The sequence below is a fragment of the Selenomonas sp. oral taxon 892 str. F0426 genome, from assembly GCF_000468035.1.
GTDB lineage: Bacteria > Bacillota > Negativicutes > Selenomonadales > Selenomonadaceae > Centipeda.
Genome location: NZ_KI260539.1, coordinates 34,907 through 60,288, shown reverse-complemented (window position 1 = coordinate 60,288; position 25,382 = coordinate 34,907). Strand labels below are relative to the sequence as shown.

Annotated in this window: 39 protein-coding genes; 1 reads left to right on the top strand and 38 read right to left on the bottom strand. The window is 56.5% G+C overall.

Annotated features, from left to right (window positions below):
• Positions 1–89 precede the first annotated feature (89 nt).
• Complete coding sequence (locus HMPREF1992_RS05495) at positions 90–1,844, top strand: NFACT family protein (protein ID WP_037358730.1); 1,755 nt, start codon at positions 90–92, stop codon at positions 1,842–1,844.
• 215 nt (positions 1,845–2,059) lie between these two features.
• Here the strand turns inward: HMPREF1992_RS05495 and rplQ are convergent, their stop codons facing one another.
• The 38 genes from rplQ to trmB all read right to left on the bottom strand — a co-directional run bounded on the left by rplQ (position 2,060) and on the right by trmB (position 25,311).
• Positions 2,060–2,392 carry a 50S ribosomal protein L17 gene (gene rplQ / locus HMPREF1992_RS05490; RefSeq protein WP_006694683.1) on the bottom strand — a complete coding sequence of 111 codons (333 nt, stop codon included), beginning with the start codon at positions 2,390–2,392 and terminating at the stop codon, positions 2,060–2,062.
• Positions 2,393–2,411: 19 nt separating this feature from the next.
• The gene (locus HMPREF1992_RS05485) at positions 2,412–3,371 is read right to left on the bottom strand and encodes a DNA-directed RNA polymerase subunit alpha (protein ID WP_021684863.1); all 960 of its coding nucleotides are present in this window, start codon (positions 3,369–3,371) and stop codon (positions 2,412–2,414) included.
• A 50-nt stretch (positions 3,372–3,421) separates the two neighbouring features.
• Positions 3,422–4,015 (bottom strand): 30S ribosomal protein S4, encoded by a 594-nt coding sequence (rpsD, locus tag HMPREF1992_RS05480; RefSeq protein WP_021684862.1) that lies wholly within the window; start codon positions 4,013–4,015, stop codon positions 3,422–3,424.
• 20 nt (positions 4,016–4,035) lie between these two features.
• Positions 4,036–4,428 (bottom strand): 30S ribosomal protein S11, encoded by a 393-nt coding sequence (rpsK, locus tag HMPREF1992_RS05475; protein ID WP_006307536.1) that lies wholly within the window; start codon positions 4,426–4,428, stop codon positions 4,036–4,038.
• A gap of 15 nt (positions 4,429–4,443) precedes the next feature.
• Positions 4,444–4,812: a 30S ribosomal protein S13 gene (gene rpsM / locus HMPREF1992_RS05470; RefSeq protein WP_021684861.1), complete on the bottom strand. Its 369-nt coding sequence runs from the start codon at positions 4,810–4,812 to the stop codon at positions 4,444–4,446.
• Between the two features lie 14 nt (positions 4,813–4,826).
• A complete protein-coding gene (gene rpmJ / locus HMPREF1992_RS11180) occupies positions 4,827–4,940 on the bottom strand; it encodes a 50S ribosomal protein L36 (RefSeq protein ID WP_006307538.1) in 114 nt (37 codons plus the stop codon).
• An 88-nt stretch (positions 4,941–5,028) separates the two neighbouring features.
• Complete coding sequence (infA, locus tag HMPREF1992_RS05465; RefSeq protein WP_006307539.1) at positions 5,029–5,247, bottom strand: translation initiation factor IF-1; 219 nt, start codon at positions 5,245–5,247, stop codon at positions 5,029–5,031.
• 18 nt (positions 5,248–5,265) lie between these two features.
• Positions 5,266–5,910: an adenylate kinase gene (locus HMPREF1992_RS05460; protein ID WP_021684859.1), complete on the bottom strand. Its 645-nt coding sequence runs from the start codon at positions 5,908–5,910 to the stop codon at positions 5,266–5,268.
• A 17-nt stretch (positions 5,911–5,927) separates the two neighbouring features.
• On the bottom strand, positions 5,928–7,184 hold the full coding sequence (gene secY / locus HMPREF1992_RS05455) for a preprotein translocase subunit SecY (protein WP_021684858.1): 1,257 nt from the start codon (positions 7,182–7,184) through the stop codon (positions 5,928–5,930).
• A 1-nt stretch (position 7,185) separates the two neighbouring features.
• Positions 7,186–7,629 carry a 50S ribosomal protein L15 gene (gene rplO, locus HMPREF1992_RS05450; protein WP_021684857.1) on the bottom strand — a complete coding sequence of 148 codons (444 nt, stop codon included), beginning with the start codon at positions 7,627–7,629 and terminating at the stop codon, positions 7,186–7,188.
• A 19-nt stretch (positions 7,630–7,648) separates the two neighbouring features.
• Positions 7,649–7,834 carry a 50S ribosomal protein L30 gene (gene rpmD, locus HMPREF1992_RS05445; RefSeq protein ID WP_021684856.1) on the bottom strand — a complete coding sequence of 62 codons (186 nt, stop codon included), beginning with the start codon at positions 7,832–7,834 and terminating at the stop codon, positions 7,649–7,651.
• Between the two features lie 15 nt (positions 7,835–7,849).
• Positions 7,850–8,359, bottom strand: coding sequence for a 30S ribosomal protein S5 (gene rpsE, locus HMPREF1992_RS05440; protein WP_021684855.1), 510 nt, complete (start codon positions 8,357–8,359; stop codon positions 7,850–7,852).
• Positions 8,360–8,371: 12 nt separating this feature from the next.
• Complete coding sequence (gene rplR / locus HMPREF1992_RS05435; RefSeq protein WP_006694692.1) at positions 8,372–8,731, bottom strand: 50S ribosomal protein L18; 360 nt, start codon at positions 8,729–8,731, stop codon at positions 8,372–8,374.
• A gap of 21 nt (positions 8,732–8,752) precedes the next feature.
• Positions 8,753–9,304 carry a 50S ribosomal protein L6 gene (gene rplF / locus HMPREF1992_RS05430; RefSeq protein WP_021684854.1) on the bottom strand — a complete coding sequence of 184 codons (552 nt, stop codon included), beginning with the start codon at positions 9,302–9,304 and terminating at the stop codon, positions 8,753–8,755.
• A gap of 22 nt (positions 9,305–9,326) precedes the next feature.
• The gene (rpsH, locus tag HMPREF1992_RS05425) at positions 9,327–9,725 is read right to left on the bottom strand and encodes a 30S ribosomal protein S8 (protein WP_006307547.1); all 399 of its coding nucleotides are present in this window, start codon (positions 9,723–9,725) and stop codon (positions 9,327–9,329) included.
• Positions 9,726–9,753: 28 nt separating this feature from the next.
• Positions 9,754–9,939, bottom strand: a complete 186-nt coding sequence (locus HMPREF1992_RS05420; RefSeq protein ID WP_006307548.1) for a type Z 30S ribosomal protein S14 — start codon at positions 9,937–9,939, stop codon at positions 9,754–9,756.
• Positions 9,940–9,958: 19 nt separating this feature from the next.
• Complete coding sequence (gene rplE / locus HMPREF1992_RS05415) at positions 9,959–10,498, bottom strand: 50S ribosomal protein L5 (RefSeq protein WP_006307549.1); 540 nt, start codon at positions 10,496–10,498, stop codon at positions 9,959–9,961.
• A 27-nt stretch (positions 10,499–10,525) separates the two neighbouring features.
• Positions 10,526–10,852 (bottom strand): 50S ribosomal protein L24, encoded by a 327-nt coding sequence (gene rplX, locus HMPREF1992_RS05410; RefSeq protein WP_021684852.1) that lies wholly within the window; start codon positions 10,850–10,852, stop codon positions 10,526–10,528.
• Between the two features lie 15 nt (positions 10,853–10,867).
• Complete coding sequence (gene rplN / locus HMPREF1992_RS05405) at positions 10,868–11,236, bottom strand: 50S ribosomal protein L14 (protein WP_009657080.1); 369 nt, start codon at positions 11,234–11,236, stop codon at positions 10,868–10,870.
• Between the two features lie 15 nt (positions 11,237–11,251).
• The gene (rpsQ, locus tag HMPREF1992_RS05400; protein ID WP_009441255.1) at positions 11,252–11,509 is read right to left on the bottom strand and encodes a 30S ribosomal protein S17; all 258 of its coding nucleotides are present in this window, start codon (positions 11,507–11,509) and stop codon (positions 11,252–11,254) included.
• A 49-nt stretch (positions 11,510–11,558) separates the two neighbouring features.
• The gene (rpmC, locus tag HMPREF1992_RS05395; RefSeq protein ID WP_006307553.1) at positions 11,559–11,750 is read right to left on the bottom strand and encodes a 50S ribosomal protein L29; all 192 of its coding nucleotides are present in this window, start codon (positions 11,748–11,750) and stop codon (positions 11,559–11,561) included.
• Positions 11,740–12,177, bottom strand: coding sequence for a 50S ribosomal protein L16 (gene rplP, locus HMPREF1992_RS05390; protein WP_009349623.1), 438 nt, complete (start codon positions 12,175–12,177; stop codon positions 11,740–11,742). Before rplP ends, rpmC begins: the two co-directional genes overlap by 11 nt.
• On the bottom strand, positions 12,177–12,848 hold the full coding sequence (gene rpsC, locus HMPREF1992_RS05385; RefSeq protein WP_009657075.1) for a 30S ribosomal protein S3: 672 nt from the start codon (positions 12,846–12,848) through the stop codon (positions 12,177–12,179). Before rpsC ends, rplP begins: the two co-directional genes overlap by 1 nt.
• A 16-nt stretch (positions 12,849–12,864) precedes the next feature.
• Positions 12,865–13,203, bottom strand: a complete 339-nt coding sequence (gene rplV, locus HMPREF1992_RS05380) for a 50S ribosomal protein L22 (protein ID WP_006307561.1) — start codon at positions 13,201–13,203, stop codon at positions 12,865–12,867.
• An 18-nt stretch (positions 13,204–13,221) separates the two neighbouring features.
• On the bottom strand, positions 13,222–13,503 hold the full coding sequence (rpsS, locus tag HMPREF1992_RS05375) for a 30S ribosomal protein S19 (protein WP_006307562.1): 282 nt from the start codon (positions 13,501–13,503) through the stop codon (positions 13,222–13,224).
• A gap of 60 nt (positions 13,504–13,563) precedes the next feature.
• Complete coding sequence (gene rplB / locus HMPREF1992_RS05370) at positions 13,564–14,391, bottom strand: 50S ribosomal protein L2 (RefSeq protein WP_009657078.1); 828 nt, start codon at positions 14,389–14,391, stop codon at positions 13,564–13,566.
• 20 nt (positions 14,392–14,411) lie between these two features.
• Complete coding sequence (gene rplW, locus HMPREF1992_RS05365) at positions 14,412–14,693, bottom strand: 50S ribosomal protein L23 (protein ID WP_006694704.1); 282 nt, start codon at positions 14,691–14,693, stop codon at positions 14,412–14,414.
• On the bottom strand, positions 14,693–15,316 hold the full coding sequence (gene rplD / locus HMPREF1992_RS05360) for a 50S ribosomal protein L4 (RefSeq protein ID WP_021684850.1): 624 nt from the start codon (positions 15,314–15,316) through the stop codon (positions 14,693–14,695). The genes rplW and rplD overlap by 1 nt, the downstream gene beginning before the upstream one ends.
• 18 nt (positions 15,317–15,334) lie before the next feature.
• Complete coding sequence (rplC, locus tag HMPREF1992_RS05355) at positions 15,335–15,988, bottom strand: 50S ribosomal protein L3 (RefSeq protein ID WP_037358723.1); 654 nt, start codon at positions 15,986–15,988, stop codon at positions 15,335–15,337.
• Between the two features lie 17 nt (positions 15,989–16,005).
• Complete coding sequence (gene rpsJ, locus HMPREF1992_RS05350; RefSeq protein WP_006695835.1) at positions 16,006–16,317, bottom strand: 30S ribosomal protein S10; 312 nt, start codon at positions 16,315–16,317, stop codon at positions 16,006–16,008.
• A 259-nt stretch (positions 16,318–16,576) separates the two neighbouring features.
• Positions 16,577–17,764: an elongation factor Tu gene (tuf, locus tag HMPREF1992_RS05345; RefSeq protein ID WP_021684847.1), complete on the bottom strand. Its 1,188-nt coding sequence runs from the start codon at positions 17,762–17,764 to the stop codon at positions 16,577–16,579.
• Between the two features lie 15 nt (positions 17,765–17,779).
• Complete coding sequence (gene fusA / locus HMPREF1992_RS05340; RefSeq protein ID WP_037358720.1) at positions 17,780–19,858, bottom strand: elongation factor G; 2,079 nt, start codon at positions 19,856–19,858, stop codon at positions 17,780–17,782.
• 190 nt (positions 19,859–20,048) lie between these two features.
• Positions 20,049–20,519, bottom strand: coding sequence for a 30S ribosomal protein S7 (gene rpsG, locus HMPREF1992_RS05335; RefSeq protein WP_006692921.1), 471 nt, complete (start codon positions 20,517–20,519; stop codon positions 20,049–20,051).
• Positions 20,520–20,546: 27 nt separating this feature from the next.
• Complete coding sequence (gene rpsL / locus HMPREF1992_RS05330) at positions 20,547–20,924, bottom strand: 30S ribosomal protein S12 (RefSeq protein ID WP_006692922.1); 378 nt, start codon at positions 20,922–20,924, stop codon at positions 20,547–20,549.
• Between the two features lie 63 nt (positions 20,925–20,987).
• A complete protein-coding gene (locus tag HMPREF1992_RS05325) occupies positions 20,988–21,233 on the bottom strand; it encodes a ribosomal L7Ae/L30e/S12e/Gadd45 family protein (RefSeq protein WP_021684845.1) in 246 nt (81 codons plus the stop codon).
• A 161-nt stretch (positions 21,234–21,394) separates the two neighbouring features.
• Positions 21,395–23,407 carry an LTA synthase family protein gene (locus HMPREF1992_RS05320; protein ID WP_021684844.1) on the bottom strand — a complete coding sequence of 671 codons (2,013 nt, stop codon included), beginning with the start codon at positions 23,405–23,407 and terminating at the stop codon, positions 21,395–21,397.
• Positions 23,408–23,470: 63 nt separating this feature from the next.
• A complete protein-coding gene (gene ftsW, locus HMPREF1992_RS05315) occupies positions 23,471–24,652 on the bottom strand; it encodes a putative lipid II flippase FtsW (RefSeq protein ID WP_021684843.1) in 1,182 nt (393 codons plus the stop codon).
• Entirely contained in the window at positions 24,652–25,311 is a 660-nt protein-coding gene (gene trmB / locus HMPREF1992_RS05310; protein ID WP_037358714.1) for a tRNA (guanosine(46)-N7)-methyltransferase TrmB, read from the bottom strand. Before trmB ends, ftsW begins: the two co-directional genes overlap by 1 nt.
• Positions 25,312–25,382 lie beyond the last annotated feature (71 nt).

Here is a 25,382-nt window from a genome sequence, read left to right as displayed (position 1 = left end):
CGGGGGAGGGGGACCGCGAAGCGGTGGAAGGGGCTCTTCGGCGTCTTGACAACACGAAGAACAACTCCTTATCAGAAAGAAGTGATACCATGAGCCTTGACGGCTTCTCCATGTCCGCCCTTGCCCGTGAACTCGCAGATGCACTCACGGGCGGACGCATCGACAAAATCAACCAGCCGAATAAGCAGTCCATTGTCCTCTCCGTGCGTCAGCCGGGGAAAAATCTGCTTCTCTACATCAACACCAACGCAAGCAACCCGTCCGCTCATCTCATCGAAAGCGCACCTGAGAATCCAGCCGAGCCGCCCACCTTCGTCATGCTCCTCCGAAAGCAGCTCGAAACGGGACGTATCGCCGCCGTGCGGCAGGAGGGCCGTGACCGCATCATCCACCTCGACATCGACGTTATCGCGGCTGGCGGACGCATCACGACGCGCACGCTCACCCTCGAACTCATCGGCAAATACAGTAACATCATCCTCCACGAGGACGGCATCATCACCGAGGCACTGCGCCGCATCGGCGAGAATACGAGCCGCGTGCGCACCGTGTTCAAGGGCATTCCCTACACCCTCCCGCCCGTACAGGACAAGTATGACCTCTTTACAGCGAATATTGACGATATTATCACACGCATACAGTCCGATGTGGACAGTAAACTCTTTCAGGCACTTATTGGCTCTGTCCTCGGTTTTGGCCCCATCTCAGCAAAGGAGATATGCTTCCTCGCCGGTCTCACGCCGAACATCCTCGTCTCCGAACTGGATGCGGCGGACTTCGCCGAGATTTTCCATGCCCTCAACGAGCTGCGTGCATGGATGAAAGAGTCCTCTCCCTCCCTTCGCCTGGACGAGAACGGCAAGGTTACGGCGATGGCAGCGTTCCCCCTCAGTGAACTTCCCAATACTCAGTGTCTCTCATATTCCACGCTCAGTGCGCTTATGATTGACGCAGACAAGCGGCTCGGCAGCTACGTTATCCCCGACCGCGAACGCTTTCGCCGTCTTGTGCGCACAGAACTTTCCCGTGCACGCGAGAAATATGACAAGCTCGGTGTGGAGATTGCGGCTGCGGAGAATGCCGAGGAGCAGAAAATCCATGCCGACAATCTAATGACCTATCAGTATCAGTACAACGACCACGCCGATGATGAGATTACCGTTGCGAACATCTACAGCGAAACGGGTGAAATGCTCACGATCCCACTCGACCGCCGCATCGGCATCATCGCGAATATGCAGGCGTACTACAAGAAGTACGACAAGCTGAAGCGTGCGCAGCAGCTGCTCGCCGTTCAGCAGGAGCACTGCATGGCGAACATCCGCCACCTCGAGAGCATCGAGGCGTCGCTCGACTCCTCCACGCGTCTCGCCGAGATCGCAGAGATTCAGGACGAACTGATTACTTCGGGCTACCTCCACGAAAAACTGCCGAAGCGCAGCAAAGACCGCCGTGCGCGTCCGTTCTCTTTCACTACCCCCGATGGCAGCCTTATTCTCGTCGGCAAAAATAACGCGCAGAACGACGCACTCACATTTAAGACTGCCGCCCCTACGGACGTATGGCTGCACGTCCGCGATATCCCTGGCTCGCACGTCATTCTGCGGACAAACGGAGACGAGCCAACGGAACAATCACTCCACCTCGCCGCCCAGATTGCCGCGCACTTTAGCAAGGCGCGCGGCTCATCAAATGTCCCCGTCGATTACACTGCCGTCCGCTTCGTCAAGAAACCCTCCGGGTCTGTTCCCGGCTTCGTCCGCTTTATCAATGAGAAAACACTGTTTGTCACCGAGGACGAAGACGAGCTTGCACCGATACTTGCACAAGACTCGACGGTTTAAGGAATCGCTGATAAAATGAAGTCCATCAGATTGGCGTAAATTTTTCGTCCGAACAAGGAGGCAAACCGGACGCATAGCCAAAGCTATGTGGAGGATTTGCCGACAAAGTGCGGCAAAAAAGATGCGCTAAGATGGCGCGGCTGAATTTATCAGTGCTTCCTTAAAAATGCATACACAAAAAGACCGCCCGCAGGCGGTCTTTTCAATTCGTTTAATCAGACGAGTTCGATGATGGCCATCGGAGCGGCATCGCCGCGACGGGGGCCAAGCTTCAAGATGCGGGTGTAGCCGCTCTTGCGATCCGTGTACTTCTCTGCGATTTCACCGAAGAGCTTACGCACGACATCCTCTTCTGCCAGAGCTGCGATAGCCTGGCGGCGCGCACTGAGATCGCCGCGCTTGGCGAGCGTGATGAGACCATCGGCGAGAGAGCGGAGCTCCTTTGCCTTTGCCTCGGTCGTCTCAATGCGTCCGTACTTGAAGAAGGATGTGAGGATGCTCCTGAGGAGAGCCTTGCGGGCCGCGGAATTGCGTCCGAGCTTTCTCATGTGTTTCCCACTCCTATCGTTATTCGTTGTCCTGTCTCAAGGAGAGTCCAAGCTCCTCAAGTTTTTTCTTCACTTCATCCAGAGACTTGCGTCCGAGATTGCGCACCTTCATCATATCATCCTCAGTCTTCTGCGCGAGATCGGCAACGGTGTTGATGCCGGCGCGCTTGAGGCAGTTGAAGGAACGGACGGAAAGATCCAGATCGTCGATGGTCATCTCCAGCACCTTCGCGCTGTCGTCGACCTCCTCGGGCGGGAAGTTCGTGACTTCCTCTTCCTCCTCAATGACCGTACCGTCCATGTTCTGGAACAGGCGCAGGTGCATAACGAGGATGGCAGCCGCCTTACTCACGGCCTCCTCCGGACGAATGGAACCGTTCGTCCACACGTCAAGGATCAGGCGGTCATAGTCAGTGACATTGCCGACGCGTGTATCCTCGACCGTGTAGTTGACGCGCTGTACAGGCGAAAAGATGGAATCGATCGGAATGACGCCGATGGAGTCATCCGCCTTCTTGTTCTTATCCGCCGGTACATAGCCGCGTCCGCGCTCGACGGTCATCTCGATCTTGAGCTTGCCCGTCGCATTCAGCGTCGCGATGTGAAGTTCTGGGTTCAGGATCTCGATATCGCTGCCGCATTCGATGTCGGCCGCGGTAACCTCACGCTCCCCCGCTGCCTCGATGCGGATGGTATGCGGCTCCGTGCCCTGCATGCGGATGCAGAGCTGCTTGAGTGCGAGCACGATGCTCGTCACATCATCCCGTACGCCGGGAATGGTGGAGAACTCGTGGAGCACGCCATCGATCTGAATGGAGGTAACTGCTGCTCCATCGAGGGACGAGAGCAGCATACGACGCAGACTGTTGCCAAACGTCGTGCCGTAGCCCGGCTCGAGCGGCTCGCAGACGAAACGTCCATAGTGCCCGTCCTCGCTGATCTCTGCGATCTCGATTTTCGGTTTCTCGATATCTGTCATCTATGTGCCTCCTCCATAATAAACGCGTAATGCAGACACATTCACATTCATTATTTGGAGTAGAGTTCGACAATGGCCTGTTCGTTGACCGGCACGTCAATTTCCTCACGATGGGGGAAGCGCGTGACCGTGCCCGTCAGATTCGCCTGATCGGCGGTCAGCCATGCGGGAGCGGAAAGTGCGTTGCTGCTCTCCTTAAGTTCCTTGAAGAATGCGCTCGAGCGGCTCTTCTCAGCGACCTCAATCACGTCACCCTCACGAACGAGTGCGGAGGGGATGTCAACGCGCTTGCCGTTCACGGTGAAATGTCCGTGACGAACGAGCTGACGTGCCTGGCGACGCGTGTTGGCAAGCCCGAGGCGGAAGACGACATTGTCAAGGCGCCGCTCGAGAAGACTCAGGAGGTTCTCACCTGTAACGCCTGCCATCTTCTTTGCCTTGTCATAGTAGCCGCGGAACTGACGCTCGAGGACACCGTAGATGAACTTTGCCTTCTGCTTTTCCTTGAGCTGGAGTCCATACTCGGAGACCTTGCGGTTCGTACGGCGCAGCTGACGCGTCGACTGGCGCGAGCGGCCGAGGGTCGCAGGCTCGAGACCAAGCGCACGGCAGCGCTTGAGGACTGGTACTCTATCAATTGCCATGTTGTTTCATGCACCTCCTGTTAGACGCGGCGACGCTTCGGCGGACGGCATCCGTTGTGCGGGATGGGTGTCACGTCTTTGATCATGTTGACTTCGAGACCGGTTGCCTGCAGCGAGCGGATTGCCGCCTCACGACCTGCACCGGGCCCCTTCACGTAGACTTCGACGGACTTCAGACCGTGCTCCATCGCAGCCTTTGCCGCTGTCTCCGCAGCCATCTGTGCTGCGAACGGCGTGCTCTTGCGTGAGCCACGGAAGCCGAGACCGCCGGCGCTCGCCCACGAGAGGGCATTGCCGCTCTTATCGGTGAGCGTGACGATCGTATTATTGAATGTCGAGCTGATATGTGCAACGCCCGACTCTATGTTCTTGCGAACTTTTTTCTTGGAACGTGTTGTTTTCTTAACAGCCACCTCTACGAGCCTCCTTTACTTTTTCTTGCCTGCGACGGCCTTCTTCGGGCCCTTGCGCGTGCGCGCATTGTTCTTCGTGTTCTGTCCGCGGACAGGCAGGCCGAGACGGTGGCGGCGGCCACGGTAGCAGCCGATATCAACGAGACGCTTGATGTTCATCTGAATTTCGCGGCGAAGGTCTCCCTCTACCACGGCGTTCTTGTCGATGGCATCACGAAGTCGAACGACTTCATCCTCCGTGAGGTCGCGCGTACGGGTATCGGGGTTTACGTCTGCGATCGCGAGCAGCTTCTTTGCGGTCGTCAGGCCAATCCCGTAGATGTACGTCAGGGAAATCTCAATTCTCTTGTCACGGGGCAAATCTACACCGGCAATACGTGCCATAAGTGCACCTCCTTTTATCCTTGTCTTTGTTTATGCTTGGGGTTCTCGCAAATGACCATAACACGGCCTTTGCGCTTAATGATTTTGCATTTCTCGCAGATTTTCTTGACAGACGGTCTTACTTTCACTGCGCTTGCCTCCTTCCGTCTCCCTAGGTTCAAGTCGATCTTTTCTATTCTAGCACAGATCGTTCGATCCTGCTAGGTTTTTTCAGGACTATTTGAAGCGATACGTAATACGTCCACGCGTCAGATCGTACGGGGTGAGTTCGATGGTTACCTTGTCGCCCGGCAGAATACGGATGAAGTTCATGCGTATCTTTCCGGAAACATGAGCCAGGACAACGTGTCCGTTCTCAAGTTCGACCTGGAACATCGCATTGGGAAGCTTCTCTACGACTCTTCCCTCTACCTCGATGACATCCTGTTTTGACATACTTCCCTTTCGCTCCTTTTACGCCTCAAGGACGGCGGCGAGATCCGCCTCGACCTTCGCGATGTCCTGTCTGCCGTCGATCTCCTTGTAGACGCCCGCCTTCGTATAGTAGTCGATCAGCGGACGCGTGGAGGATTCATAGACGGAAAGACGGCTCTTCATGGTCTCTTCACTGTCGTCGGCACGCTGATACGTCGTGCCGCCGCAGTCATCGCAGACACCCTCAACCTTGGTCGGGTTGAACTTCACATGGAAGGAGTGTCCGCAGCTCTTGCAGATGCGTCGCCCAACGGCGCGCTCAATGAGATCTGCCGCCGGGACGTTGATGTTGAGAACGCCCGTGAGCTTCAGCCCATTATCCGCAAGAATTTCATTGAGTGCATCCGCCTGCTCGACCGTACGCGGAAAGCCGTCCAGGATGAATCCCTTCTGGCAGTCCGGCCTCCCAAGGCGCTCGCGTACAATGCCGATCGTCACCTCGTCGGGGACGAGCTTGCCCGCGTCCATATAGGACTTTGCCTCTTTTCCGAGTGGAGTGCCCTCTTTTACGGCTTCACGAAACATATCGCCCGTGGAGATATGCAGGATACCGTAACGCTTTACGAGGTTTGCCGCCTGCGTGCCCTTGCCGGCACCGGGGGGGCCCATCAAAATGATGTGCATCGCTCTATCTCCTTAGATTATTTCATAAAGCCTTCGTAGTGGCGCATGACAACCATCGACTCGATCTGCTTCATCGTCTGGAGCGCAACGCCCACAACGATGAGGAGAGCCGTGCCGCCGAAGTACACGCCCTGAATGTTCGTCGCGCCCGCTACCATGTTGGGGAGGACTGCGATGAATGCGAGGAAGAAAGCCCCCGCAAGCGTGATGCGCGTCAGCACATAGTCAAGATAGTCCGCGGTCGCCTGTCCGGGCCGCAGGCCCGGCACAAAGCCACCGTATTTTTTGAGATTGTCCGCCATATCCGGGATCTTCACCGTGACCGATGTGTAGAAGTAGGTAAAGAAGATGATCATCAGGACATAGAGCGTCGTCTGGAGCGGCTTGCCCCACTCGAGATACGCCGCGATGGTCTTGACCCACGGTACGTCGATAAACTGTGCCACCGTGATGGGGAACATGAGCACCGACGATGCAAAGATGATCGGGATAACCCCCGCCTGGTTCACCTTGAACGGGATGTGACTCGAATGTCCGCTCCCTACACGGCCACCCACAAGACGTTTTGCATACGTGATCGGGACACGGCGGAAGCCGGTCTCGATGTGAATAACAAAGACGATCATCGCAATGGCAATGACAGCAAATGCGAATACACTGAAGTAACTGATCGTGCCCGCCTTAACATAGGCGTAGATCGTGCCGATGTTCTTCGGCAGCGCCGCAACGATACCGGCAAAGATGATCAGAGAGATCCCATTGCCGACACCGTTTGCCGTGATCTGTTCGCCTAGCCACATGAGAAAAACGGTTCCTGCGGTGAGCGTGATGGCAATGATGAGGATATTCACGGGATTCGGGTTAAGAATCGCGCTTTTGAGGCCGATCGACATGCCAATCGCCTGAAAGAATGCAAGCGCGACCGTGAGATACCGTGTGACCTTCGTCGTCTTTTTCTGCCCCTCTGCGCCCTCTTTCGACCACTGCTCAAGCGTCGGTACAACGACGTTGAGCAGCTGGATAATGATGGCAGCATTGATGTAGGGCGTAATGCTCATCGCAAAGATGGAAAACTTACTGAACGCGCCGCCCGAGAAGAGATCGAGCAAGCCGAACAGCGTCCCCTGTGCGAAAAGCTGTTCAATGGCGCTCGGGTCAACGCCGGGCACAGGGATATGCGTCCCCATGCGGAAGACGGCGAACATGATCAGTGTGAATACGATCTTCTGCCGAAGTTCCGGGATCTGGAAGATGTTGCCAAGGGCTTGGAACACCTTAGATCACCTCTACTTTGCCGCCTGCCGCTGCAATTTTCTCCGCCGCCCCCTGCGTAAAGCCCTGTGCGCGAACGGTGAGGTTCTTCGCTGTGAGTTCGCCGTCGCCGAGAATGCGGATGCCGTCACGAACGTTCTTGAGGATGCCCGCCTCGATGAGTGCAACGGGATCGACCGTGGTGCCGTCCTCGAAGCAGTTCAGGCTGCCAACGTTCACCTCGGCAAAGGTCTTTGCCCAGATGTTCTTGAAGCCGCGCTTCGGAAGGCGACGGTAGAGAGGCATCTGACCGCCCTCAAAGCCGCTGCGGACACCGCCGCCGGCACGGGATTTCTGTCCCTTCATGCCGCGCGTCGAGGTCTTGCCCATACCGGAGCCGATGCCGCGGCCGACGCGCTTTGTCGTCTTACGCGAGCCCTCAGCGGGCTGTAATTCATGCAGTTTCATAGATTCTTGCCTCCCCTCTTCAGTCTGCAATCTCTTCCACCGTGATGAGGTGGGAGACCTTGTGAAGCTGCCCACGCACGGCGGGCGTGTCGGGAAGCTCGGAAACGGAGTTGCGCTTGCGCAGTCCGAGGGATTTCACAGTCTTGCGCTGCGTCTCAGGACGACCGATCAAGCTGCGTGTCAGGGTTACTCTGACTTTTGCCATGTTCGTTCCTCCTTATCAGCCAAAAATCTCGCGCACTGTCTTGCCGCGGAGAGCTGCAACATCGGCGGGGTTCTTGAGGCCGATGAGGCCTTCCATCGTCGCGCGAACCATGTTGTTCGGGTTGGACGAGCCAAGCGACTTCGTGAGGATGTCACGCACGCCTGCAAGCTCGAGCACCGCACGCGCCGGACCGCCGGCGATGACGCCGGTACCTTTGGCAGCGGGCTTCAGCAGCACGCGGCCGGCACCGAAGATACCCGTGATCTCATGCGGGATCGTGCGCTCCTCACGCAGCGGGACCTCGATCAGGCTCTTCTTCGCATCCTCGACGCCCTTGCGGATCGCCTCGGGAACCTCAGCAGCCTTGCCCATGCCAAAGCCGACCTTCCCCTTCTTGTTGCCGACGACAACAAGCGCACTGAAGGAAGAGCGTCGGCCGCCCTTGACAACCTTCGATACACGGTTGATGAATACGACACGCTCTTCGAACTCCGGCGTCTCGTTTTCGTTGTTATGTCTAGCCATGCTTTCCCTCCTTTAGAATTTAAGTCCAGCTTCGCGCGCTGCCTCAGCGAGAGCAGCAACGCGGCCATGATAGATGTAGCCGCCGCGGTCAAAGACGACCTCGGTGATCCCCTTCTCCAGAGCCTTCTTCGCAACAGCAGTGCCAATGGCCTTTGCAGCCTCGACATTGCCGCCGTACTGAGAGAAGTCCTTGTCCTTGGAGCTCGCGGAGACGAGCGTCACGCCCTTTTCATCGTCAATGATCTGTGCGTAGATGTTCTTCAGGCTGCGGAATACATTGAGGCGCGGACGTGCCGCAGTGCCCGCAATGTGATTGCGCACGCGCAGATGGCGCTTCTGGCGCGCCTTATTCTTATCCTGCTTGATAAGCACAGTGTGTCACTCCTCTCCTTCTTATTTCTTGCCCTTCGCGCCGGCTTTGCCTTCCTTGCGGCGGACATGCTCTCCGGCGTACTTGATGCCCTTGCCCTTGTACGGCTCCGGCTCACGATGTGCGCGAATCTCTGCTGCAACCTGACCGACGTCTTCCTTGTTGATACCGGAGATCGTGATCACCGTTGCAGAAGGGCACTCGAACGTGATGCCCTCGGGCGGCTCAACGACAACGGGATGTGAGAAACCGAGCGAGAGGTTCAGGTTCTTGCCCTGCTTTGCCGCACGGTAGCCGACGCCGCTGATCTCAAGGGTCTTCGTAAAGCCCTCCGACACGCCGACCACCATGTTGTTGATGAGCGTGCGGGAAAGGCCATGGAGCGACCTGTGCATTTTATCGTCCGAAGGACGGGTGACCGTAAGGACACCATCCTCGACGGTTATTTTCATATCCGGATGGATCTCACGCGAAAGCTCGCCCTTCGGGCCCTTCACTTTCACGAGATTATCCGCACCGACCGTGACGGTAACGCCAGACGGAATGTGAATCGGTGCTCTTCCAATTCTTGACATTGTTACACCTCCTGCCTGTGCATTACCATACGAATGCGAGCACTTCGCCGCCGAGACCAGCCTTGCGTGCATCCTTGTCGCTCATGATCCCCTTTGACGTGGAGATCACAGAGATACCAAGGCCGCCGTAGACGCGCGGGAGCGCATCGTGCTTTGCATACTGGCGAAGTCCGGGCTTGGAAACGCGCTTCAGACCGGAGATAACGTGCTCACGCTTGGCTCCATACTTCAGCGTGACGGTGAGGACGCCCTGCTTTCCGTCCTCCTGGAAGGAGTAATCCTTGATGAAGCCTTCCTTTTTCAAGACCTCGGCGATTGCCGTCTTGACCTTGGACCCAGGGATCGCAACACTCTCGTGGTAAACCGAGTTGGCGTTGCGGATGCGGGTCAGCATATCTGCGATAGGATCAGTCATTGCCATGAATCGATATCCTCCTTTGTTTTATTGATTACCAGCTTGCCTTCGTTACACCAGGGATGGCGCCCTTGTAACTCTGCTCACGGAAGCAGATACGGCACATATCGAACTTGCGGATGTAGCCGTGCGGACGTCCGCAGATCTTGCAGCGGTTATACTTGCGTGTCGAGAACTTGGGCTCTTTGCTCCACTTCTCAATCATTGCCTTCTTTGCCACAGTTGTTCCTCCTTGTCCGTTACGCGCGGAACGGCATACCCATGAGACGCAGGAGCTCTTTGGCCTCTTCGTCCGTATGCGCGCTCGTAACGATGACGATGTTCATGCCGCGGATCTTGTCGATCTTGTCGTAGTCAATTTCGGGGAAGATGAGCTGCTCACGCAGACCCACAGCATAGTTGCCGCGGCCGTCGAAAGCCTTCTCGCTGACCCCGCGGAAATCGCGAACGCGCGGAAGGGCGACATTCATGAACTTGTCGAGGAACTGGTACATACGCGTACCGCGCAGCGTCACCTTGCAGCCAATCGGCATGCCCTCGCGGAGCTTCCACGCGGCAAGCGACTTCTTCGCACGCGTGAGCTGGGGCTTCTGACCGGCAATGGCCGTGAGATCCGTTACAGCGGCGTCGAGTGCCTTCGGATTGCCGACTGCCTCGCCAACGCCCATGTTGATGATGACCTTCTCGACTTTCGGGAGCTGCATGACGTTCTTATAGCCGAACTTCTCGGTCAGAGCCGGCGCAACTTCCTTCTGATACTTTTCCTTGAGTCTTTCCACTTTGCGTATTCCTCCTTTCCGCTAATCTTATTGCTCGATCGGCTCGCCGCACTTCTTGCAGGCGCGCACCTTGCGCTCGCCGATGATGCGATGAGCGACGCGCGTTGCCTTGCCGCATGCGGGGCAGATGAGCTGTACCTTACTTGCAAAGAGCGGTGCTTCCTTCGTGATGATACCGCCCTGCGGAGCACTCTGGCTCGGCTTTGTGTGGCGCTTTACCTTGTTGACGCCCTCAACAATGACCTTGCCCTTCTTCGGCTGAGCCTCGATGACCTTGCCCTGCTTTCCCTTATCCTTACCGGAAAGAACGACGACCGTATCGCCCTTCTTGACGTTCAGTTTTGCCAGCGACAAAATAACACCTCCTCCTTAAAGAACTTCGGGAGCGAGCGAGACGATCTTCATGAAATCCTTCTCGCGCAGCTCGCGTGCGACAGGTCCGAAAATACGCGTTCCGCGCGGCGTGTGGTCATCCTTGATGATGACAGCCGCATTCTCGTCGAAGCGGATGTAGGAACCGTCCGGACGGCGCAGTCCCTTGACGCTGCGGACGACAACCGCCTTGACGACGTCGCCCTTCTTCACCGTGCCGCCCGGCGCTGCCGCCTTGACGGAGGCGACGATAACATCGCCGATGTTGGCATACTTGCGGTACGAGCCGCCCAGTACGCGAATGCAGAGGATTTCCTTCGCTCCTGTGTTATCGCCGACATTCAGGATTGTTTCCTGCTGTATCATTGATTCTGTTCCTCCTTACTTCGCGCGCTCGACGACTTCGACCACGCGCCAGCGCTTCGTCTTCGAGAGCGGACGCGTCTCCATGATGGATACACGGTCGCCGACATGTGCGTCATTCTTCTCGTCATGCGCGTGGAACTTCACCGTCTTCTTAACCGGCTTCTTATACATCTTGTGCTGCTCGAGCTCTTCGACAGCAACGACAACGGTCTTGTCCATCTTATCGGAGACGACCTTGCCGATTCTCACTTTGCGTACGTTTCTATCGCTCATCTATGTGAGCCTCCTTCCTTCTGCGTATCTGTACGAATGTCCGTAATGATTAGGCGTTTGCCTGCTCACGCTGAATGGTCTTGATGCGGGCAATCGTCTTCTTTACGTCCTTGATACGCATCGGGTTATCGAGCTGTCCGGTGGCGTGCTGAAAACGGAGGCCAAAGAGCTCTTCCTTGAGCGACGCGAGTTTTTCCGTGAGCTCGTCGGCGCTCAGGCCGCGGATCTCATCAACCTTCATTCACTTCACCGCCCTCTAATTCTTCGCGTACGACGAACTTCGTCTTGATCGGAAGCTTGTGCCCCGCAAGACGCATCGCCTCTGCCGCAACGTCACGTGCCACGCCGTCCATCTCAAAGAGGACGCGGCCAGGCTTCACGACAGCTACCCAGTACTCGGGCGAGCCCTTGCCGGAACCCATGCGAGTCTCCGCCGGCTTCGCTGTGACTGGCTTATCCGGGAAAATCTTGATCCAGACCTTACCGCCGCGCTTGATGTAACGCGTCATCGCGATACGCGCAGCCTCGATCTGGCGATTCGTGATCCATGCCGGCTCCAGAGCGACGAGACCGTACTGTCCGTGGCTCACCGTGTTGCCGCGCTGTGCCTTGCCCTTCATGCGTCCGCGGAACTGCTTGCGGTATTTAACGCGCTTTGGGAGTAACATTACGCCTCGCTCCTTTCCTTGCCGTTCTTCGGCGCCTGCTTCTTGTCGGGGAGAACCTCGCCCTTAAAGATCCAGACCTTGATGCCGATGCGGCCGTAGGTCGTATGTGCCTCAGCCGTTCCATAGTCGATGTCTGCACGCAGCGTGTGCAGAGGGATGCTGCCCTCGCGATAGGACTCGCGGCGCGCGATTTCCGCACCGCCAAGACGGCCGCTAACGGCAATCTTGATACCCTTCGCACCGAGACGCATTGTACGGCCAACCGCCTGCTTCATCGCACGGCGGAAGGCAATGCGGCGCTCGAGCTGTGCTGCGATGTTCTCGGCGACGAGCGTCGCGTCGAGGTCCGGCTGCTTAATCTCTGCAATATTGATGTCAACGCGCTTATCCGTGAGGTTCTTAAGCCCCTCTTTGATCTGCTCAATGCCAGAGCCGCCGCGTCCGATGACCATGCCCGGCTTTGCCGTATGGATCGTGAGCTTCAGGCGGTTCTTGCTGCGCTCCGTCTCCACGCGGGGAACACCTGCGGTCTGGAGGCTCTTCTTGAGGTAATCACGAATCTTGATGTCCTCATGCAGATTCTGCGCGAAATCCTTGTCTGCATACCAGCGGGCATCCCAATCCTTGACGATGCCAAGGCGAATGCCATGGGGATTTACTTTCTGACCCAAACTGTTTCCCTCCCTATTACTTTTCGTTTACGGCAACCGTGATGTGGGACGTGTGCTTCAAGATCTTGAACGCCTGTCCGCGGGAACGCGGATGAATGCGCTTCAAGGTCGGCCCCTGGTCAACGAAAGCTGAGGAAATGAACAGTCGATCCACATCCATGTCGAAGTTGTTCTCCGCGTTTGCAACAGCAGAGCGGAGCACCTTCTCCACAGCGTCCGCGCCGACCTTCGGCGTGAACTTCAGGATCGCGAGAGCGTCGGCGACGCTCTTGCCGCGCACGAGGTTCATTACAATGCGAACCTTGCGCGGTGCGATACGGATGTATTTGGCGGTAGCCTTTACTTCCTGTGCCACGAATCGTCCTCCTCTCTATCAGCGCAGCGAGGTCTTGCGCTCTTCGCCCGCGTGACCCTTGAATGTACGTGTCGGCGCAAACTCGCCGAGCTTATGTCCGACCATATCCTCCGTAACGTAGACGGGGACATGCTTGCGTCCGTCATGGACAGCGATCGTGTGGCCGACGAAATCCGGGAAGATCGTCGAGCTGCGCGACCATGTGCGCACAACCTTCTTCTCGTTCTTTTCGTTGAGCGCATCGATCTTCTTCATCAGGCTCTCTGCGACGAAAGGCCCTTTCTTAATCGATCTTGACAAAGTTTTTCCTCCTTTCGCCGGACTGTAATCAATCCGACGAGGTTCTATCTGGCAATTCTCTTACTTACGGCGGTGAACAATCAGACGGTTCGACGCCTTCTTCTTGCGGCGCGTCTTCTTGCCCATCGCAATCTTGCCCCACTTCGTCATCGGGCTCTTACGTCCGACCGGCGAACGGCCCTCACCACCGCCGTGCGGATGGTCGTTCGGGTTCATCGCGATACCGCGCGTCTCCGGACGACGTCCGAGCCAGCGGCTGCGGCCTGCCTTGCCGATGGTGATGTTCTCATGCTCGAGATTGCCGACCTGACCGATCGTCGCACGGCAATTGATATGCACGCGGCGGATCTCGCCGGACGGCATACGAAGGAGTGCGTAATCGCCTTCCTTTGCCATGAGCTGCGCGGATGTGCCCGCACTGCGGACGAGCTGCGCACCCTTGCCAATCTTGAGCTCAACGGCATGGATCACCGTGCCGAGCGGGATATTCTTCAGCGGAAGCGCGTTGCCCGGCTTGATGTCAGCCTCAGCACCCGACTCCACAACATCGCCGACCTTCAGGCCGTTCGGTGCGAGGATGTAGCGCTTTTCGCCATCTGCATAGTTCAGAAGCGCAATGCGTGCGCTGCGGTTCGGATCGTACTCGATCGTCGCGACGCGGGCGGGGATCCCGTCCTTCGTACGCTTGAAGTCGATGATGCGATAGAGCCGCTTGTGACCGCCGCCGCGATGACGTACGGTCAGTTTGCCCTGCTGGTTGCGCCCGCCCGTCTTTGTCAGGCGAACGGTGAGGGACTTCTCCGGCTTGTCCGTTGTGATCTCATCGAAGGAAGAGACCGTCATGAAGCGTCTGCCGGCAGAATACGGCTTAAAACTCTTTACTGCCACGTTCGTACCTCCCTTTCGTCTCAGCCTTCAAAGAATTCGATGGTCTCGCCCGGCGCGAGCTTGACGATGGCCTTCTTGTAGTCCGGGCGCTTGCCCTGCGTACGGCCCATGCGCTTTTTCTTGCCGAGGACGTTGACCGTGTTAACCTTTGCGACCTTCACCTTGAAGATCTCCGAGACCGCCTTTGCAATCTCAATCTTGTTCGCAGCCTTCGCAACGACGAAGACGTATTTGCCCTCAGCCATGAGCTGCGTCGTCCGCTCCGTGATGAGCGGGCGTACGAGAATATCACGTGCTTCCATTATGCGAATACCTCCTCGATACGGGTGATGGCATCCTTCGTAATGAAGAGCTTGTCGTGATGGAGAATGTCATAGACATTGATTCCACGTGCCGAGATGGCTTTTACACCCGGAATATTGCTGGTGGAGCGCTCCACATTCACAGCCTCATCCGCCGTGATAAAGAGGCTCTTCTCATTCACGCCGAAATCACTCAGGAGCTTCACTGCTGCCTTCGTCTTCGGTGCCTCGAAATCGAGCTGATCGAGGACGATGAAGTCGCCCGTGCGCACCTTGTCTGAGAGCGCACACTTCAGGGCGAGACGGCGCTGCTTGCGCGGCATCGTAAAGCCGTACTTGCGCGGATGCGGTCCAAAGACCGTGCCGCCGCCGACCCACAGCGGGCTGCGCGTCGAACCTGCACGAGCGCGACCCGTACCCTTCTGACGCCAAGGCTTGCGTCCGCCGCCGCGCACGAGACCGCGCGTCTTCGTGGCATGCGTGCCAAGGCGCTGCGATGCGAGCTGGAGGACAACCGCCTGATGAAGGAGGCCGGCATTCATTTCGACATTGAAGAACTCGTCGTTCAGGCTGATCTCGCCAACCTGGTTGTGCGACATATCATATACTGCTACATTCGCCATGTTGCGATTCCCCCTTCCTTATTCTTTCGCTGCCTTTGCAGGCTTTACGGTATCTTTGATTACGACAAATCCCTTCTTCGGGCCCGGAATCGCGCCCTTGATCAGGATGAGATTGCGGTCCGTGTCCACGCGGACAATCGTCAGGCGCTGCACCGTGACGCGCTCGCCGCCCATACGGCCGGGGAGCTTCTTGCCCTTGAGGACGCGTCCGCCGGGACCGGAGATCATCGCACCCGTCGAACCCGGCTCACGGTGCGACTTCGAACCATGACCCATGGGTCCGCGTGCAAAGTTGTGGCGCTTGATGCCGCCCGCAAAACCCTTGCCCTTGGACGTACCGACCACATCGACGAGATCGCCCGCAGCGAAGATGTCGACGCCGATCGTGTCACCCACATTGTATTCGGAAGGAGCTGCGAGGCGCATTTCACGAATGAAGCGCACCGCCTTTACGCCAGCCTTCTCAAAGTGACCCTTGAGCGGCTTGTTGACGTTCTTCTCCTTGATATCGCCAAACCCGATCTGCACAGCGTTGTAACCATCCGTCTCGTCAGTCTTGTTCTGGAGCACGAAGTTGTTGCCAGACTCAACGACCGTCACGGGAACGACGCGGCCTTCCTCTGTGAAGATCTGGGTCATACCCAGTTTTCTTCCTAAAATAGCCTTAGCCAAGGCTTCCACCTCCTATTTTAGAGCTTAATCTCGATGTCAACACCGGCCGGCAGATCGAGACGCATGAGCGAATCGACCGTCTTGTTCGTCGGCTGCAGGATGTCGATGAGGCGCTTGTGCGTGCGCATCTCAAACTGCTCGCGCGAGTCCTTGTTGACGTGCGGAGAACGGAGAATCGTATAGACATTCTTCTCCGTCGGAAGTGGAATAGGACCCGAGACCATTGCGCCCGTCTTCTTTGCCGTGTCGACGATCTTCGCCGCACTCTGATCAAGAGCCTTGTGGTCGTAGGCCTTCAAACGAATTCTGATTTTCTGCTGTTTCGCCAAAGTAGTTTTCCTCCTTGGTCCGGGGTCTCGCCCCAAACATTTCTCCACGGCAGTTCCCTCTGCCCCGCCGGGGCATAGCCATCTGCCATGTCATCGCATGGAGTACGTCGTATCGTATGATTCCAAAAGATGAAAAGAAGTTGTATCATACCCCCATTGGGAAATTCCGGATGATTTTTCATCGAACCGTCATTTCCCTCGAAAAGGAGCGACGCGAGCGCGCCGCTCCTCTCCCTAGGGAATATCAAGAGACTAAGAATTAGCCTTCAATCGCCGTAACACGACCTGCGCCGACCGTGTGGCCGCCCTCGCGGATAGCGAAGCGGAGACCCTGCTCGATCGCGATCGGGGTGATGAGCTCGACTTCCATCTCAACGTTATCGCCGGGCATGACCATCTCGGTGCCCTCGGGGAGACGGACAACGCCCGTCACGTCCGTGGTGCGGAAGTAGAACTGGGGACGATAGTTCGTGAAGAACGGCGTATGACGGCCGCCCTCTTCCTTCGTCAGAACGTAGACCTGTGCCTTGAACTTCGTGTGCGGCTTAATGGAACCCGGCTTTGCGAGAACCTGACCACGCTCGATATCCTTACGGTCAACGCCGCGGAGCAGCGCACCGATGTTGTCACCCGCAACTGCGCTGTCGAGCAGCTTGCGGAACATCTCGATGCCCGTGACAACCGTGCTGCGCGCCTCTTCCTGGAGACCGACGATCTCAACCGTATCGTTCAGCTTCAGCTCACCGCGCTCGACACGGCCCGTAGCAACCGTACCGCGGCCCGTGATCGTGAACACGTCCTCAACCGGCATGAGGAACGGCTTATCCGTGTCGCGCGTCGGCGTCGGGATGTACTCATCCACGCGGTCCATCAGCTCGAGGATCTTTGCCTTCATCGCATCATCGCCCTCGAGTGCCTTGAGTGCCGATCCTGCAACGACAGGGATGTCATCGCCGGGGAACTCGTACTGCGAGAGCAGCTCACGAACTTCCATCTCGACGAGCTCGAGAAGCTCGGGGTCGTCCACCTGGTCCACCTTGTTCAGGAAGACAACAAGCGCCGGAACGCCGACCTGGCGGGCAAGCAGGATGTGCTCGCGCGTCTGGGGCATCGGGCCGTCAGCAGCCGAAACAACGAGGATACCGCCGTCCATCTGCGCAGCGCCGGTGATCATGTTCTTGACGTAGTCTGCGTGACCCGGGCAGTCAACGTGTGCATAGTGACGGTTGTCCGTCTCGTACTCCACGTGCGCCGTGTTGATCGTGATGCCGCGCTCGCGCTCCTCGGGAGCCTTGTCGATGTCCGCGTAGTCCTCGAACTTCGCATAGCCCTTCTCGGAGAGAACCTTCGTGATCGCAGCCGTCAGCGTCGTCTTGCCGTGGTCAACGTGACCGATCGTGCCGATGTTGACATGGGGCTTGCTGCGGTTAAATTTTTCCTTTGCCATTCTAAAATTGCCTCCTTATTCGCCTTTGTTCTTGGCGACTACAGCGTCAGCTATATTCTTAGGAACTTCGTCGTAGAAGGAAACTTCCATCGAGTAGTTCCCGCGGCCCTGAGTTTTGGAACGGAGATCCGTCGAGTAGCCGAACATCTCCGAGAGCGGAACGAACGCGTTGATGACCTGCACGCCATTTCGCGGTTCCATGCCGTCAATGCGTCCGCGGCGCGAGTTCAGGTCGCCGATGACGTCACCCATGTACTCCTCGGGTACCGTAACCTCAACCTTGACATACGGCTCAAGGAGAACCGGGCTTGCCTTTTCGGCACCCGCCTTGAACGCCATCGAACCGGCCACCTTGAACGCAGCTTCGGACGAGTCGACCTCGTGGAACGAGCCGTCGTACACGATGACTTTGATGTCGACCATCGGATAGCCGGCGACAACGCCGCCTTCCATCGCCTGACGGACACCGGCCTCGATCGGGTTGATAAACTCCTTCGGAATCACGCCGCCAACGACCTTGTTCTCGAAACTGAAGCCCTCGCCCGCATCCTGCGGAACGAGCTCGAGCCAGCAGTGGCCGTACTGACCATGACCGCCGGACTGACGGACAAACTTGCCCTCTGCCTTGACGGACTTGCGGATCGTCTCGCGGTATGCCACCTGCGGCTCGCCGACCTTGCAGTCGACCTTGAACTCGCGGAGCATACGGTCAACGATGATCTGCAGATGCAGCTCACCCATGCCCGAGATGATGACCTGGCCCGTCTCGCCATCCGTATGCACACGGAAGGTCGGATCCTCCTCCGCGAGCTTCTGGAGGGCAACACCCATCTTCTCCTGGTCGTTCTTCGTCGCAGGTTCAACCGCAACGGAGATAACCGGATCCGGGAACTCCATCGACTCGAGAATGATGGGCTTGCTCTCATCGCAGAGCGTATCGCCCGTCGTTGTGTTCTTCAGGCCGACCGCAGCAGCGATATCACCACTGTAGACCACATCGATCTCCTTGCGGTTGTTCGCGTGCATCTGGAGGATGCGTCCGATGCGTTCCTTACCGTCCTTCGTCGCATTGTAGACGTAGGAACCGGAATTCAGCACGCCGGAGTAGACGCGGAAGAACGCGAGCTTGCCAACGTACGGGTCTGTCATAATCTTGAACGCAAGTGCCGAGAACGGTGCCTCATCCGATGCCGGACGACTGTCTGCCTCACCCGTATCCGGGTTCACGCCTGCGATCGGCGGAATGTCCGTTGGTGCCGGCATATAGGCAACGATGGCGTCAAGCAGCGGCTGAACGCCCTTGTTGCGGTACGAGGTGCCGCAGGTGACCGGCGTCATCTGGCAGGCAATCGTCGCCTTGCGGATCGCACGGCGGATTTCCTCCTCCGTAACCTCCTCGCCGCCGAGATACTTCTCCATGAGGTCATCGTCCGCCTCAGCGCACGCCTCAATCAGCTTCTCGCGGTACTCTTCCGCCTGTTCTTTGTACTCAGCCGGAATCTCGACCTCGTCTGTCACCTTGCCGAGATCATCCTCATAGACGATGGCATCCATCTTCACGAGGTCGATGATGCCTTTGAACTCATCCTCAGCGCCGATCGGCAGCTGAATTGCCACCGGGTTCGCATTGAGGCGCTCACGCATCATGTTTATAACATTGAAGAAATCGGCGCCCGTAATGTCCATCTTATTGACATACGCCATGCGCGGAACATTGTAGCGCTCCGCCTGACGCCAGACCGTCTCCGTCTGCGGCTCAACGCCGCCGCGTGCGGTCAGAACTGCAACCGTGCCGTCCAGCACGCGCAGTGAGCGCTCTACCTCGACCGTAAAGTCAACGTGACCCGGCGTATCAATGATATTGATGCGATGGTCTTTCCAGTGGCAGGTCGTCGCCGCCGACGTAATCGTAATGCCGCGTTCCTGTTCCTGAACCATCCAGTCCATGGTGGCAGCGCCCTCATGAACCTCACCGATCTTGTGCGTTACGCCCGTGTAGAAGAGAATGCGCTCGGTGGTCGTCGTCTTGCCGGCATCAATGTGCGCCATGATGCCGATATTCCGCGTTTTTTCAAGGGAATATTCTCTTGCCACTGTTTCCTATCGCTCCTTACACTACTGATATTACGTAACCTCTGATAAATCCGACACCGTCATCTTGGCGAATCTTTTCCGCCCTCTCTGTGTCGGCAAATCCTCCACAGAGCACTACTCTGCGTCCGGTTTGCCTCCTTGATAGGGCGAAAAATCTGTGCCAATCTGACAAGTTTTTCATCAGCGGCTCTTACCAGCGATAATGCGCGAATGCCTTGTTGGCCTCCGCCATCTTGTGCGTATCTTCCTTCTTCTTGATCGCTGCGCCCGTGTTGTTCGCAGCATCCATCAGCTCCGCCGAGAGGCGTGCATCCATCGTCTTCTCGCCGCGCAGACGCGCATAACCGACAAGCCAGCGGATGCCGAGCGTCATGCGGCGATCCGCACGAACCTCGACTGGAACCTGATAGTTGGCACCGCCGACGCGGCGCGCCTTGACCTCGAGCACCGGCATGACATTGCGCAGCGCCGTCTCGAACACCTCGAGCGGATCCTGCCCTGTCTTCTCGCGAATCGTGTCAAACGCATCATAGACAACGCGCTGCGCAACACTCTTCTTGCCCGAGAGCATAACCTTGTTGATAAACTTCGTCACCGTCTTGGAATGATATACCGGATCCGGCAGAACATCCCTCTTCGGCACGGGGCCCTTACGTGGCATAGCCCAACCTCCTAACGATATACTGCCTTACTTCTTCTTCGCGCGTTTCGCGCCGTACTTTGAACGCCCCTGTGCGCGGTTCTGCACACCGGCGGTATCAAGCGAGCCGCGAATGATGTGGTAACGAACACCCGGCAGATCCTTCACACGTCCGCCGCGAATAAGGACGACGCTGTGCTCCTGCAGATTGTGCCCGATGCCCGGGATATATGCGGTCACCTCGATGCTGTTCGTCAAGCGAACACGAGCAACCTTTCTAAGAGCAGAGTTCGGCTTCTTCGGCGTGGACGTGTAGACACGCGTGCAGACGCCGCGCTTCTGCGGGCTGTTCTTCAGTGCTGGTGCTTTCGATTTCTCCTCAAGGCTCTTCCGGCTCTTGCGAATGAGCTGATTGATCGTTGGCATACTGCACCTCCTTCCTTTGTCGTCGTTTCAAATCTTTTGTATGAAAACGCAGATCCTGCGTTTTTACCGTAGTGTTGCGACCGCCGCGGCACCCACATCGAGGCGTACCGCTTCTCCAAGCTGCGCCTTCGTCGCCGTGCGGTCGGGTATGATTCCCGCGTCCCTGCATGCCGTGAGCAGTGCATCAAGCACACGCGCATCGACATCCGAGGCAACGAACACCATCTCTGCCGCGCCGCTTTTCACCACCTTGCATGCCTGATGAATGCCGGCAACTGTACGTGCTGTGCGTAATTTTTCCAGAGACATAGTGCACCTCCAAAAAGGGGACTGTCACATAATATCATTCACTAAAAAGCTTGTCAACGCATATTTTACAAAGTTTTTTATTTACACTCTTCCTAGCGTATCTTTTTGTCTCCTCTTTCTCTGTAAATGGGGCAAACTTATTTAGCGGCCCTATTTCAGCTCTATCTCTTCATCAACAACTCCGGATGACGAACATAGTATGCCGTGAGTTCGACGTATGCATCACGCTCCGCCGTAAAGCGCTCTGTATCAAACATCCACGGCAGCATACCCGCTGTTACCGTCAGTTCCTGCGCTGCTCTCTCACGATAAAACCCAATTTCCCCTCTCGTGAGCCATGCATAAGGTGTGACTATATGATCAATCCGCTCCGTCAGAGGTTTTTCAATTGCGTAATAAGAGGTCCCCTTTGGCGCAATCAACTCAATGAGCGTTGGCAGGATATTCATATGTCCGCCGATCGTATTGTACTCCAAGTGTTCAGGGGTAAGCTCAGGATGATACAAGGAAAAGGCGGTAAGAATTCGCTCGCGCAGCAAAAGCTCCTGTCGTTCTGTCACGCCTTCGACAAGCGGAACTTCCCCGCCCATATGGTCACCTGTCACGATAAAGAGGCTGTCGGGAAACGCCTCTCGCATCTCGTCGATAAAGCGGCAAAGTGCCCAGTCTGCATACCATGCGCAGCCAAGTCCACGGTATTTCGCCGCATTTTTCTCCAGAGCAGCCGCCATTGCGGGGTTCAAGCGTGCTGCGTCAAATCCATATTCCTCGATTGGAATGCGGAAAGGTCCGTGGTTCGATGTCGTATAAAGGAAATGGAATGAGGGCTGTGCCTTGCCCTCTGCACGAATGCGCCGCGCTGCCTCCGCAAGGAAGAGGTGGTCGTAAACGCCAAGCCACGTACGTGGGGCATCGTTCATACAAATATCTGTACCGCCATATGCAGCATCAAAGCCAAGTGCAGGAATGAAGTGAACGAGACTCCCCCAATTCAATCCGCCGCCATACCAAAAAGACGTGTGATAGCCAAGCGCTTTCAGCTGCAAAGGCAACGATGTTGGCAATGTATGATTCCAAAAAAGGACATTTTCGTTCAGCTCCAAATCCGCATCGTATATACCAAGGAGAAGACTGACGAGTGAAGGCTGCGAAATCATACCGCTGGAAATAAAATTATTAATGCTTACGGTATGCGGCTCAGCACGAAATTGTGTGCCTGCCTCCATTAAATTCAGGTCCCTATACGGATCATCAAAAAAGACCTGACCATAACTCTCTCCCAAGAGAAAAAAGATGTGACGCGGCGGTGTGATTCGTGCTCCCTGCGCCGTGCGCTTGAAGGCCTCTAATGGCGCGTATGCAGCAAAGTTCTTCGGCAGCACCGACGCCAGAATCTCCCGGCTCTCCTCATCAGAGTGATGTAGGACTTCCTGTACAGGACGCTTCCAGACCATTTCAAGAGCGATAAGATCGTCGATCGATGCTTTTCCAAGAACGGCATCCTCCTTGACAAGCGGCGGCACCTCGTCCCACTCAGGTTTGAGGCGATGCCGCAGTGTCCCGCCATAGCGCAGCCAATAAAAGAGCAAAATCGCAGCGATAAACACAAGCGTATTGATCGCGTACTGCCCCACCCCCTCTGTCACAATGGGGTAAGAAAAAGAAGGCAGGGAGAGCAGTGCATTGCCCGCAGCCCAGCAAAACGCCAGATAGGGCAGATAGCCGAGGAGCAGCCACGCTCCGTGGTTCTGATGAAAGAAAATATCGGCAAAGTTGCGCTTATCCGCATTCTTACCGAGCCAAATCGTCTGATTGAACGTATCGTGAAAATGTGCATAGAACACCATTTTAGCGATGAATGCCGTATAGAGAGCTGCCGCATAGACGAGGAGAAGCCCCATTCGCACGCCATCGCCCATGGCGAAATACACGGGGAGAAAAGCACCAGGTATAGATACGAGAATGAGGGGTATCAGGAATACGTATGCATTGAAATCCATCCCCCACCAAAAAGCATAACGGAAGCAGGTGATCCACTTGCGCCACTCCCCACGCGGAGACTTCTTCGGACGATAGACGAGGATGAAGATCAGACGAAATACGGCACAGAGAACCGGCGGCAGGAGGAAAACCTTGAGATCCTGCTGCATCCCCAAAAAGAAATCACTGAACATCCAACACCTCACAAAAGTACAGGGATCTGCATGAAATCATTTCTTCTCACGCAAATCCCCATGTTATCGCACCACATGAATCCTGCTGCGCCGCTTCTCCGGGTCCTCCTGTTTTTGCTTTGGTACAGAAGTATCCTGACTGCGGTCGGCAATGCCAAGCAGCATTCCCATCCCTGCCATCGTCACGATCAGCGAGGAACCTCCATAGCTGATAAACGGCAGCGGCACCCCGACGACAGGCAGGAGTCCCGCCACCATTGCAAGATTTGCAAGTGCCTGTCCGAGTACGAGGAAGATGATGCCAAGTGCGAGCACCTGGCCGAACGTATCCTTTGCACGCACCGCTACACGCATACAAGTGATGAGCAGCACGGCAAACAGGAAGAAAATCAGCGCTACGCCAAAAAATCCATGCTCCTGGCTAAAGATCGCAAACGCAAAATCCGTATGCGCCTCCGGCAGATACTCGTACTTACTTACGCCATCGCCGAAGCCCATGCCGAAAATGCCGCCCGAACCGATCGTCGAGAGCGACTGCACCATCTGATAGCCCGCATCACGCGCATCCGACCACGGATCAATCCACACCTCGATGCGCCTCATACGGTAGGGCTGCAATGTCCCAATGGCAAACGCCAGCGCAAGCGAGACACCTCCGATCCACAGCCACCGTCGCGGCGGCACCAAGAGGACAAGCGCCATCAGCATCGGCACCCCAAACACAATGCACGCCGTCCCAAAATCCGGCTCACGATAGACCAGGAAGGCCATCACAAGAATCGCTCCGAACGGAATAGCCACACGTCCCCCGTCTCGATCCATGCGAAAATGCTCCTTGCTGAGTACCGCAGAGATCGAGAATGCCCCCATCAGCACAGCCATGAGCTTTGCGAACTCCGCCGGCTGAAAGCTCAGAGGACCAAAAGCAAGCCAGCGCTGCGCCCCATTCACCGTCGTTCCGACGAAGAGTACGGCAACAAGTAAAATAACCGTAATACCCATGCCGACGAACATCAGCCCGCGCATCCGTTGATAGTTCATGCGGCGGCAGAGCCAGCACGCAATAACACCGATCAGAAGCCACTGCAGATGCCGCTGCAAAAAATAATATGGGTTCTCGTAGTTCATTGCCGCCAGGACATAGCTCGAGCTGAAGACATTGATCGTCCCCGTCACAAGGAGAATCGCCATGATGATAACGATCGGCTCCGTATCACTCTTAAAGAGCGTATAGCGTGTACGCATCACAGACGCTCCGACGGGCGGCGGGCCACGAGGCGGCCAATCTTTGCTCCGCGCGCACTGAATTTGCGCTCATACTCCGTCATGATATTATCCGCCTCTCCGAGCGCGTGCAGGTCATGCGTCACATGCGAGAGCATCCACCCCTCCCGTTCCATCGTCTCCAGGGAGTAATCAAAGAGCCCCATATTATCCGTCTTAAAGTGAATCTCCCCGTCCGAGTTCAACACGGCAGCATAGCGCTCGAGGAACGCCTCACTCGTCAGGCGTCGCTTCGCATGACGCTTTTTTGGCCATGGATCGGAGAAATTCAAATAAATGCGGTCAACCTCATGCGGCGCAAAGACCTCTGTAAGGCGTGCGGCATCAAAAACAAGCAGCCGGACATTGGACAACCTACGCACGGCAGCCTTGCGTGCAGCGAAGTAAAGCACACCCTGCTGCGCCTCAAGGCCCACATAGTTGACACTGGGATTGCGTGCAGCAAGTTCCGTCAGGAAATCTCCTTTGCCCACACCAATCTCCACATGGAGCGGAGCCGACCGTCCGAAGGTCTCCTGCCACGCACCTGCACATTTCGACCAGTCTCCACCGAGCGGCGTAACAAAATCCGCATAGTCCAGAATTGCCGTATCAATCCACGGCTTTCGTCTGAGTCTCATAGTCCTTCCCATTCACCCCATCATGAATTGCCGTTTTGTTTCCCCACATGAATAGAGTGCGCCCCCACTCG

Excerpts from the sequence above, each read along its gene's own strand:
- HMPREF1992_RS05495 (WP_037358730.1), top strand. The coding sequence starts at position 90 with ATGAGCCTTGACGGCTTCTCCATGTCCGCCCTTGCCCGTGAACTCGCA.
- rplQ (WP_006694683.1), bottom strand. The coding sequence starts at position 2,392 with ATGAGAAAGCTCGGACGCAATTCCGCGGCCCGCAAGGCTCTCCTCAGG.
- HMPREF1992_RS05485 (WP_021684863.1), bottom strand. The coding sequence starts at position 3,371 with ATGACAGATATCGAGAAACCGAAAATCGAGATCGCAGAGATCAGCGAG.
- rpsD (WP_021684862.1), bottom strand. The coding sequence starts at position 4,015 with ATGGCAATTGATAGAGTACCAGTCCTCAAGCGCTGCCGTGCGCTTGGT.
- rpsM (WP_021684861.1), bottom strand. The coding sequence starts at position 4,812 with ATGGCACGTATTGCCGGTGTAGATTTGCCCCGTGACAAGAGAATTGAG.
- infA (WP_006307539.1), bottom strand. The coding sequence starts at position 5,247 with ATGTCAAAACAGGATGTCATCGAGGTAGAGGGAAGAGTCGTAGAGAAG.
- HMPREF1992_RS05460 (WP_021684859.1), bottom strand. The coding sequence starts at position 5,910 with ATGCACATCATTTTGATGGGCCCCCCCGGTGCCGGCAAGGGCACGCAG.
- rplO (WP_021684857.1), bottom strand. The coding sequence starts at position 7,629 with ATGAAACTGCATGAATTACAGCCCGCTGAGGGCTCGCGTAAGACGACA.
- rpmD (WP_021684856.1), bottom strand. The coding sequence starts at position 7,834 with ATGGCAAAAGTCAGAGTAACCCTGACACGCAGCTTGATCGGTCGTCCT.
- rpsE (WP_021684855.1), bottom strand. The coding sequence starts at position 8,359 with ATGGCTAGACATAACAACGAAAACGAGACGCCGGAGTTCGAAGAGCGT.
- rplF (WP_021684854.1), bottom strand. The coding sequence starts at position 9,304 with ATGTCAAGAATTGGAAGAGCACCGATTCACATTCCGTCTGGCGTTACC.
- rpsH (WP_006307547.1), bottom strand. The coding sequence starts at position 9,725 with ATGGCAATGACTGATCCTATCGCAGATATGCTGACCCGCATCCGCAAC.
- rplN (WP_009657080.1), bottom strand. The coding sequence starts at position 11,236 with ATGATACAGCAGGAAACAATCCTGAATGTCGGCGATAACACAGGAGCG.
- rpsQ (WP_009441255.1), bottom strand. The coding sequence starts at position 11,509 with ATGAGCGATAGAAACGTACGCAAAGTGAGAATCGGCAAGGTCGTCTCC.
- rpmC (WP_006307553.1), bottom strand. The coding sequence starts at position 11,750 with ATGAAGGTTGATGAGATCCGCGGCCTGAGCGCCGACGAGCTCACGGAA.
- rplP (WP_009349623.1), bottom strand. The coding sequence starts at position 12,177 with ATGTTACTCCCAAAGCGCGTTAAATACCGCAAGCAGTTCCGCGGACGC.
- rplW (WP_006694704.1), bottom strand. The coding sequence starts at position 14,693 with ATGGAAGCACGTGATATTCTCGTACGCCCGCTCATCACGGAGCGGACG.
- rplD (WP_021684850.1), bottom strand. The coding sequence starts at position 15,316 with ATGGCGAATGTAGCAGTATATGATATGTCGCACAACCAGGTTGGCGAG.
- tuf (WP_021684847.1), bottom strand. The coding sequence starts at position 17,764 with ATGGCAAAGGAAAAATTTAACCGCAGCAAGCCCCATGTCAACATCGGC.
- rpsG (WP_006692921.1), bottom strand. The coding sequence starts at position 20,519 with ATGCCACGTAAGGGCCCCGTGCCGAAGAGGGATGTTCTGCCGGATCCG.
- rpsL (WP_006692922.1), bottom strand. The coding sequence starts at position 20,924 with ATGCCAACGATCAATCAGCTCATTCGCAAGAGCCGGAAGAGCCTTGAG.
- HMPREF1992_RS05325 (WP_021684845.1), bottom strand. The coding sequence starts at position 21,233 with ATGTCTCTGGAAAAATTACGCACAGCACGTACAGTTGCCGGCATTCAT.
- HMPREF1992_RS05320 (WP_021684844.1), bottom strand. The coding sequence starts at position 23,407 with ATGTTCAGTGATTTCTTTTTGGGGATGCAGCAGGATCTCAAGGTTTTC.
- ftsW (WP_021684843.1), bottom strand. The coding sequence starts at position 24,652 with ATGCGTACACGCTATACGCTCTTTAAGAGTGATACGGAGCCGATCGTT.
- trmB (WP_037358714.1), bottom strand. The coding sequence starts at position 25,311 with ATGAGACTCAGACGAAAGCCGTGGATTGATACGGCAATTCTGGACTAT.